Raw genomic sequence first — 8,317 nt, forward strand, 5'->3', positions numbered from 1 at the left:
TAATTATAACTCAAACTGAACCATTATCTAGGGCTGCATCAATTTTTCGAGGTGCCCTTGAATCAATTTCGGAAAGTTTGCGTTTTAGCTGCAAAGCCAAAACCTCACGTCCAACCATTAAAATAATGAATTGAACTTGAGCAAACCTAAGTTAACTTTCAGCATTTTGTAGGAGCTCAGAACAACCTGCCATTCTACTCCTAGAGGGTTTTTAGTGTAAGTTCAATGGGTGAACTCTGCAAACAAAGCTTTAAATTATTGGCCTGAGCCAAACCTCAGTGCTGCTGCTTGGGTATCACCCGATGCAGTGCTGATCGGCGATGTGCGGCTAGCGGAAGGGGTAAGCATTTGGCCCATGGCCGTTTTACGGGCTGATCTCTGCTCGATTGAGGTGGGCAGCAACAGCAATATCCAAGATGGGGCAGTGGTGCATGGTGATCCAGATGCACCGGTGCGCATCGGTAGGGAAGTAACCATTGGCCATCGCGCTGTTGTGCATGGCGCCACCTTGGAAGACGGCTGCTTGATCGGTATCGGTGCAATTGTGCTGAATGGCGTAACGGTTGGCGCAGATGCCCTTGTGGCAGCTGGGGCAGTGGTAACGAAAGATGTACCTGCTGCTGCGGTGGTGATGGGCACCCCAGCCCAGGTGAAAAGGCAACAAAGCCCCAGTGAAATCAGCGCCCAGCGCGCCCATGCCCTCAATTACCGCCAATTAGCAGAAAAACACGCCGCGAACAATTAAGATCAGTAGCTGTAAGTACCCGCCTGCACCATGGATCTTCGGCTTGTTTTAGTTGCCTCACCGATCCTTTTGGCAGTGGGCTGGGCTGGCTTCAATATCGGCCGTGCTGCCGTTGGTCAGCTGCAACTACTGCTAAGGCGATCCCGCGGTTGATCAATTGAACGTGCTTGTGATCGGTGCCGGCCTCGCTGGCACCGAGGCTGCTTGGCAGGTGGCCCGAGCTGGTGTGCCAGTTACTTTGATAGAAATGCGTCCGCTGCGGCGCTCCCCGGCTCACCACAGCAGCGAATTCGCCGAGCTTGTTTGTAGCAATAGCTTTGGCGCCCTCAGCGGTGATCGGGCTGCAGGATTGTTGCAACACGAACTAAGGCAGCTGGGGTCTTTAGTTATTAACACCGCAGATCAGCATGCGGTGCCAGCTGGCGGTGCTTTAGCCGTGGATCGCGGCCGCTATAGCGCCGCCCTCACCAGCGCCCTAGAGCAACATCCACTGGTAACAATTGAACGCCGTGAGCAAACCAGCCTGCCGGGCCCTGAACAAATCACCGTGCTCGCAACCGGGCCGCTCACGAGTGAGCACTTAGCTGAATCGCTGCGCAGCTTCACAGGAAGGGATGAGTGCCATTTCTTTGATGCCGCTAGCCCGATTGTGGAAGGGGAAAGCATTGATTTAAACAAGGCATTTCGCGCCTCCCGCTACGACAAAGGCGATGCTGATTACATCAATTGCCCCATGGATAAAGAGCAATTCCTGCATTTCCGCCAGGCGTTACTTGATGCAGAACAGGCGGAACTTAAGGATTTTGAGAAAGAAAGTGCCAACTTCTTTGAGGGCTGCCTACCGATCGAGGAGTTAGCGCGCCGCGGGGAAGACACCATGCGCTATGGCCCCCTAAAACCAATCGGCCTTTGGGATCCCCGTTGGGGCGACCTAAACGATAAAGATGTGCGCCGGGCAAAACGGGCCTATGCGGTGGTGCAGCTGCGTCAGGAAGATAAAGACGGCCGCCTCTGGAATTTGGTGGGTTTTCAAACCAACCTCAAATGGGCAGAACAAAAAAGAGTGTTGCGCTTAATTCCAGGCCTAGAAAATGCCGAATTTGTGCGATTTGGCGTGATGCATCGCAACACCTTCCTTGAATCACCCCAATTACTAGAAACCAGCCTGCAATTTCGCCAACGGCCAAATCTATTGGCGGCAGGCCAAATCACTGGCACTGAAGGTTATGCAGCAGCAGTGGCAGGCGGCTGGCTAGCAGGCACAAATGCAGCACGCCTAGCCCTTGGAATGGAAACTATTTCACTGCCAGCCACCACCATGATCGGTGCATTAACCCATTTCATCGCAGAAGCACCCACAGCTAAATTTCAACCAATGCCCCCTAATTTCGGCCTCTTGCCTGAATTAAATACTCGCATTCGCGATAAACGCGAACGCTATGGCGCCTACCGAGATCGGGCTCTTGCTGATCTAACAAGCGCTACCAACCCCCTAGGGTCGCATTCACTAGCTCCGCAGCCAAGGTGAACAGCAGCCAAATACCAGCCTGGGATGTAATCGTGATTGGCGCTGGCATCGGCGGCCTCGTAACCGCTAGCCAACTTGCCGTTAAGGGGGCAAAAGTGCTGGTGCTGGAGCGCTACCTGATCCCAGGTGGATCTGGTGGCAGCTTTAAGCGAAACGGCTACACCTTTGATGTGGGTGCCTCAATGATTTTTGGGTTTGGTGAAAAAGGGCACACCAACCTGCTCACCCGCGCCCTTGCTGATGTGGGTGAACATTGCGAAACCATCGCCGATCCAGCCCAGCTTGAATATCACTTACCCGATGATTTAACAGTTGCCGTTAATCGCAACTACGAAAGTTTTATATCAATTTTAGTGGCAAAATTTCCAGAGGAAGAAAAAGGGATCCGCACTTTTTATAATACTTGCTGGCAGGTATTTAATTGCCTTGATGCAATGCCACTGTTATCACTAGAAGATCCCGCCTATCTAGCAAAAGTATTCTTTCGTGCACCTCTAGCCTGCCTTGGTTTAGCTCGTTGGTTACCGATCAATGTAGGAGATGTGGCACGTAAATTCATCAAAGATCCCGCCTTGCTTAAATTTATTGATATGGAATGTTTTTGCTGGAGTGTGATGCCAGCAGATCTCACGCCAATGATTAATGCAGGCATGGTTTTTTCTGATCGCCATGCCGGTGGCATTAATTATCCAAAAGGTGGCGTTGGTGTAATTGCAGAAAAATTAGTTAGCGGTCTAGAACGCCATGGCGGCCAAATTCGCTACAAAACAAGGGTAACCAAGGTGTTGCTAGAAGATGGCAAAGCAGTGGGGGTGCAACTAGCAAATGGGGAGCAAATCCGCAGCCGCAAAGTGGTAAGTAATGCCACCCGCTGGGACACCTTTGGCAATTTGATTGATACCGTTCACATCCCAAAAGCAGAAAATACTTGGCGAAAACGCTATAAACCGTCCCCATCCTTCCTTTCGCTTCATTTGGGGATTGATGCTGCCCTAGTGCCCAAAGATTTCCATTGCCACCACCTATTGCTTGAAGATTGGCAGCAGATGGAAGCCGAACAGGGTGTGGTGTTTGTTTCGATGCCAACCCTGCTGGATTCGGCTTTAGCTCCAACCGGGAAACACATCCTGCATTGCTTTACCCCGAGTTCAATGGAGCATTGGCAAGGGCTAACAACAACGCAATATCAAGCCAAAAAAGAAGCCGATGCCCAACGCCTGATCGCCCGGCTTGAAGCTTTGCTGCCAGGTGTGGAAGCTGCCATTGACCACCTTGAAGTGGGCACTCCCCGCAGCCATCGCCGCTTCCTTGGCCGCCATCAAGGCAGCTACGGGCCAATTCCAGCAATGCGTTTACCAGGGTTGCTAACGATGCCCTTCAACCGCACCGCAATTAAAGGGCTCTACTGCGTTGGCGATTCCTGTTTTCCAGGCCAAGGCTTAAATGCTGTGGCCTTTAGTGGTTTTGCCTGCGCCCATCGCATTGGCGCCGATCTAGGCCTCAACCCATGGGCACTACCTAGTTAAATCAATGACCTCATACCCAATGGCACCATTAATAAAAACAACTTTGTTGTTTTTATATTTAGCCCTGGTTTTACCGCTGCCGGTGCTTGCACCAAGCGAATTGAAATTGTGGTTACTTTTAGCAACAATTTTGGGTTTTTTATTGGTATTAGCGCTTGTTAGTGAAGAGGTGCAACTCAGCTCCAGCAGCTTGAAAGTGGGATACCCAATCTGGTGCCGTTGGTTATTACGTCGCGGTTGGCAGGTATCACTTAATGAAATCAAAGCACTAGTGCCTGTTTCAACGAGCCAAGCCGGTTATGTTTATTATTTACGTACAAAATCAGGATCTTTTTTATTACCCCAACGGGTGGCAAATTTCACTGAATTGCTAGCCAAATTGCAGCAAGCAACCGGTATTAACACCAGCTCAGTGCAACGGCTTACCCCCCCCTGGACCTACCAATTGCTTGCAGCTTTAAGCGGTTTGATGCTTATCGCTGAGTTGTTCACCGCTTGGTTCCAAGGCTTGGGCTGGAACCTCATTCTGGGGGGAGCCCTCAACGGCTGATGGTTTATCTGGAAGATTATCTAAGCTAAAGCGGTAGCCCTGCTGACGCACGGTTTCAATACCACCGCCTTCCCCTAAACCAGCCTGCTCCAGCTTGCGCCGCAGTGTGAGCACCTGGGTATCAACAGAACGCGGACCACCACTAAATGGTGGCCAGGCCATTGTTAATAGCTCTTGGCGGCTGCGCACATGGCCGGGTGGCATCATCAATGCACAGAGCAAGGCAAATTCCCGAGGGCTCAGCTCTACCGGTTGATCCCTAAGGGTTACTTGACGCAGCAATAAATGCACAGCCAAAGGCCCCACACTCACCTTTTCTTGCAAACCACTACTGCGCCCCAGCAACTTGCGGCAGCGGGCCGCAAGTTCCTCAAGGCCAAACGGCTTACGCAATACATCTTCTGCGCCACCATCAAGCAACGAAACCACCGCTTCTGCGCCGGTGCGGGCTGTGAGCACCATCACGGGGCAGCGCAGCTGCGCAGCTAATTTCAAGGCAGTTGTTTCTTCTAGCAGTTCTGCACTCACAAGCAGTTCGGGCTGCTCTTCTAAACAAACCTGCAGGGCTTCTGTTGCTGTTCCCACCGCTGCTGCCATGTGGCCGTCTTGACGCAACCGTTGGGCTAACACCATGCGCAGCGTTGGGTGTGGATCCACCACAAGGATGCGGTACTGGCCGGGGGGTTCCACCAATTAATTAGCTCGGCCCCCTACCGTAACTTGTAAGTAATATTTGGCTGGTGAAGGGCGAAGCCTTGCCAGCTGTCCCAACCCATGACTGCGCTTCAAGATCCCACTGCCATTCGCCATTTCCAGAGCCTCTGTGATGCGCTGCAAGAAATGGCGCTCCGCTATAGCGGCCCATCAGAAATGAGGCTTTATGCAGATGGCTATAACCATGCCTTAAGGCGCAGCAAACTGCTAGATCCCCTGAGTCAACAGAGATTTGAGGAACTAATTGATCGTTGGATTCGTGATCCATCTAGCTTTCTGGGCCCCGATGGAGACCCCCGAACTTTATTTGAAAGTGAAAGGCGTTAGGAAGCCAGAGCGATTGCAAGCTTTTCCTTAAGCTCTCCGGAGTTATAAAGCTCTATCAGAATGTCTGAACCGCCCAAGAATTCGCCCTTCACATAAATTTGGGGAATTGTTGGCCATTCTGAATATTCCTTAATTCCTTGGCGGATTTCTTGATCACTTAATACATCAAAAGTGTCGAATGGCACGCCAAGGGCATTAAATATCTGCACTGCATTGTTAGAAAAACCGCATTGCGGCATCAACTTATTGCCCTTCATAAAAAGCAGCACAGGGCTGGCATTTACCAGAGTTTCAATACGGCTTTTGAGTGTTGCGTCCATGGTTACAAATTAATTGAAAGGGATTTCAGAAAACTTTAGGTGGGGCAAGCAGTGGTTAGGGCAAGGGCGTGGATCGCTTCAGTGGCTAATTCGGTGCGCAAGGCGCCGTAAACCAATTGATGTTGCTTCACGCGAGATAAAGCTCTGAAGCCCTCCCACAACACCTTTACCTGCAAATGATCACCGCCGCCGGTGAGATCCTCCACTTCCACCAAAGCTTCGGGAAGAGCCAGGCGAATCGCCTCGGCTACTGCAGTTATTTGCACCATTGGGTTTAATTCGTAGCTGTTCCAGCTGGTGCAGCGTAGGGGGTGAAAGCAAAACCCACTTCCACCAATTGTTGATAGGCCTTACGGCCATCGGCGGTGCTTGGGGTCATTATTTTCACCACTTCAACCAAAAGTGGCACAGCTACCTCCGATTGGTTTTGACGCCGATAAACAGCTGCTAAACGAAGATTTGCTTGCGCCAATTTTTCAATTGCCTCGCGACCTTTTTGATCCATATCGCGGGGGATGCGGGCATCCAAGCCGCGGAAAGCTCCTCCAAGATCACGGTAAAAAGACAACAACGAACGGGATGCGTTGCGGGCTTTGTCGTAAGACTTCACCGCGTCTGTGAGATTGCCACTAGCAGCTTCCCGATCACCTTTTGCGAGCAAGGCATCCACAGATCCAAGGTTAAAAGCGTCGCTCGATTGGGCTGCAGCCGTAGTGCCTGCCCCTTGAGCAAGGCTGCTGCCTGGAGTAAGGGGCAACGCAAACCCAACCACCAAACCTGAAAGCAGCAATAAACGACGCATAAAAACCAACAGAAATCTTCAATACACAAACTTTATTTGGTTATTGAAGAATTACCCACCCAAGTGCGGGCCGCTTCCTCAGCTGAACGCATTTCTCTCGCTAACCGTATTGAAAGTTCAGCGGCAGCTTTTTTACCTGTACCCGCAATTAATAAAGGTGCTCCAAAACAAAGAGCCGCCCGGTCGCGAAAGCGTGGGATTTGATGGCTATAAGCCAAACCCACTGGCACCACAGGCACCTCCAGGCCTTTTACCTGCGCCAAACTGGCAAGGCGGGGTAAGCCAGGTTCCAGCTCCAGCTTCTCTTGATCGCGGCTGATTTTGCCTTCCGGGAACACCACTACCTGTTCGCCATGGGCCAATAAATCCAAGGCGTAGCGCAAGCTGCCCGTGCCTGGATGGCCTTGATCAATCCCAAAACAACCCAAACGCTGCAAAAACCAACCCTGCAGCCCTTGCATTTCAGTGGTGGTAACCATGAATCGACAATCACGGCCATGAATGCGCCGCCCTGCTGCCAGCGGCAACATCAAGGCATCCCACCGAGCCCGATGGGTGGGGGCAAGCAATACCGGCCCACCCCTTGGTAAATGTTCAGCGCCAAGCACTTTTGTTGCCTTGAAATAGCAACGCAAGGCAAGATCTTGAGTGGCCCACATCGCAGCTGGCGCAAGCCAGGGGGCCACAACACTACGAATTGGATTGGCCATTGGAGAACCATATCCAGCGGTTGGGTTCCTAGGATCAATAGCTGGACAGCAATTGCGATGGCCAGCCTCGGCGTCAATATCGATCACATCGCCACCGTGCGCCAAGCTCGCCGCACGGTGGAACCAAATCCAGCAAGTTTTGCTCTGTTAGCTGAACTGGGTGGTGCCGATGGCATCACCGTGCATCTAAGGGAAGATCGCAGACACATCCAAGACCGTGATGTGGAATTGCTAAAAGCCACCGTGCGCAGCCGCTTAAATCTGGAAATGGCGGCCACCACTGAGATGATCGGGATCGCGCAAATGCTTAAACCAGCGATGGTTACGCTCGTGCCAGAACGGCGCGAAGAGGTAACAACTGAAGGGGGTTTGGATGTGGTTTCTATGGGCACCTTGCTAAAGCAACAGGTGCAAAGCCTTCAAGGCGCAGGAATTCCTGTGAGTTTGTTTGTGGATGCCAATTCAGAACAACTACGGGCCTGCCGCGACAGCGGGGCCCTCTGGGTGGAACTTCACACCGGCTCTTACGCCGATGCCCCATGGGGAGCAAAGCAAGCCCAAGAACTAGCCAAGTTGATTGAGGCCACCCAGCACTGCCGTGAAATGGGGTTAAGGGTTAATGCCGGCCATGGCCTCACATATCAAAACGTGGAGGCAATTGCTGCTATTCCTGGAATTGAGGAACTAAACATCGGCCACACAATTATCGCGAGGGCATTAGCAGTGGGCCTTGAACAGGCAGTGCGCGATATGAAAGCTTTAGTGGTGAATCCACGCCCGCTAGAGCAGAATCCAGGCATCGGCAAAGAATTTATCTAATGAGCACCTATTACTTCGTTGCGGCAAGCGAAGCCTTTTTAACTAAAGAAGAGCCGCTTGCAGAAGTTCTTTCAGAACGGCGCCGCAATTATGCTGAAAATAATAAAGAAATCGATTTCTGGTTAATTTTAAATCCAACATTCTTGGATTCTTCTCAATTTGCAAATCAAGCTGCTTCTGTGCCGAGGCCAGCTGCAGCAGTAATTTCAACCGATCGTAGTTTTATTGATTTTATGAAGTTGCGCTTGGAATTCGTTTTTAAGGGCGAGTTTGAAG

Annotated in this window: 13 protein-coding genes; 8 read left to right on the forward strand and 5 right to left on the reverse strand. The window is 51.4% G+C overall.

Annotation, left to right across the window (positions count from 1 at the left end):
- The first annotated feature begins 229 nt into the window (after nt 1–229).
- From KB557_RS07155 to KB557_RS07175, 5 genes are read left to right on the forward strand one after another with little or no spacing between them, the layout of a single operon-like run.
- Nucleotides 230–745: a gamma carbonic anhydrase family protein gene (locus KB557_RS07155; protein WP_255132725.1), complete on the forward strand. Its 516-nt coding sequence runs from the start codon at nt 230–232 to the stop codon at nt 743–745.
- A gap of 30 nt (nt 746–775) precedes the next feature.
- Nucleotides 776–898: a photosystem II protein Y gene (locus KB557_RS07160; protein ID WP_106500502.1), complete on the forward strand. Its 123-nt coding sequence runs from the start codon at nt 776–778 to the stop codon at nt 896–898.
- 4 nt (nt 899–902) lie between these two features.
- Nucleotides 903–2,273, forward strand: a complete 1,371-nt coding sequence (gene trmFO, locus KB557_RS07165; protein WP_255132727.1) for an FADH(2)-oxidizing methylenetetrahydrofolate--tRNA-(uracil(54)-C(5))-methyltransferase TrmFO — start codon at nt 903–905, stop codon at nt 2,271–2,273.
- A complete protein-coding gene (gene crtH / locus KB557_RS07170; protein WP_255132729.1) occupies nt 2,270–3,799 on the forward strand; it encodes a carotenoid isomerase in 1,530 nt (509 codons plus the stop codon). The genes trmFO and crtH overlap by 4 nt, the downstream gene beginning before the upstream one ends.
- Before the next feature lie 4 nt (nt 3,800–3,803).
- Entirely contained in the window at nt 3,804–4,349 is a 546-nt protein-coding gene (locus KB557_RS07175; RefSeq protein ID WP_255132732.1) for a hypothetical protein, read from the forward strand.
- Here KB557_RS07175 and KB557_RS07180 read toward each other — a convergent pair.
- Nucleotides 4,257–5,039: a response regulator transcription factor gene (locus KB557_RS07180; protein ID WP_255132734.1), complete on the reverse strand. Its 783-nt coding sequence runs from the start codon at nt 5,037–5,039 to the stop codon at nt 4,257–4,259. The two genes, KB557_RS07175 and KB557_RS07180, sit on opposite strands and share 93 nt — an antisense overlap.
- Nucleotides 5,040–5,123: 84 nt before the next feature.
- On the opposite strand from KB557_RS07180, the gene KB557_RS07185 reads away from it, so the two are divergent.
- Nucleotides 5,124–5,390 (forward strand): DUF6761 family protein, encoded by a 267-nt coding sequence (locus KB557_RS07185; RefSeq protein ID WP_255132736.1) that lies wholly within the window; start codon nt 5,124–5,126, stop codon nt 5,388–5,390.
- Here KB557_RS07185 and grxD read toward each other — a convergent pair.
- The 4 genes from grxD to KB557_RS07205 are packed head-to-tail and all read right to left on the reverse strand — an operon-like array spanning nt 5,387 to nt 7,222.
- Complete coding sequence (gene grxD / locus KB557_RS07190; protein WP_255132738.1) at nt 5,387–5,710, reverse strand: Grx4 family monothiol glutaredoxin; 324 nt, start codon at nt 5,708–5,710, stop codon at nt 5,387–5,389. The genes KB557_RS07185 and grxD overlap by 4 nt on opposite strands.
- Nucleotides 5,711–5,745: 35 nt before the next feature.
- Entirely contained in the window at nt 5,746–5,979 is a 234-nt protein-coding gene (locus tag KB557_RS07195; protein WP_255132740.1) for a BolA/IbaG family iron-sulfur metabolism protein, read from the reverse strand.
- Between the two features lie 5 nt (nt 5,980–5,984).
- A complete protein-coding gene (locus KB557_RS07200) occupies nt 5,985–6,512 on the reverse strand; it encodes a hypothetical protein (RefSeq protein ID WP_255132748.1) in 528 nt (175 codons plus the stop codon).
- A 32-nt stretch (nt 6,513–6,544) separates the two neighbouring features.
- The gene (locus KB557_RS07205) at nt 6,545–7,222 is read right to left on the reverse strand and encodes a 1-acyl-sn-glycerol-3-phosphate acyltransferase (RefSeq protein ID WP_255132741.1); all 678 of its coding nucleotides are present in this window, start codon (nt 7,220–7,222) and stop codon (nt 6,545–6,547) included.
- A 57-nt stretch (nt 7,223–7,279) separates the two neighbouring features.
- Here KB557_RS07205 and KB557_RS07210 point away from each other — a divergent pair, with 57 nt between their 5' ends.
- Together KB557_RS07210 and KB557_RS07215 are read left to right on the forward strand one after the other, a co-directional pair.
- Nucleotides 7,280–8,041 carry a pyridoxine 5'-phosphate synthase gene (locus KB557_RS07210; RefSeq protein ID WP_255132743.1) on the forward strand — a complete coding sequence of 254 codons (762 nt, stop codon included), beginning with the start codon at nt 7,280–7,282 and terminating at the stop codon, nt 8,039–8,041.
- Nucleotides 8,041–8,317 (forward strand): MgPME-cyclase complex family protein (locus tag KB557_RS07215; RefSeq protein WP_255132746.1); only part of this gene is annotated, 277 nt, incomplete at its 3' end. The genes KB557_RS07210 and KB557_RS07215, both read left to right, overlap by 1 nt.

This window comes from Synechococcus sp. Cruz CV12-2-Slac-r (assembly GCF_024346075.1).
Taxonomy (GTDB): domain Bacteria; phylum Cyanobacteriota; class Cyanobacteriia; order PCC-6307; family Cyanobiaceae; genus Synechococcus_D.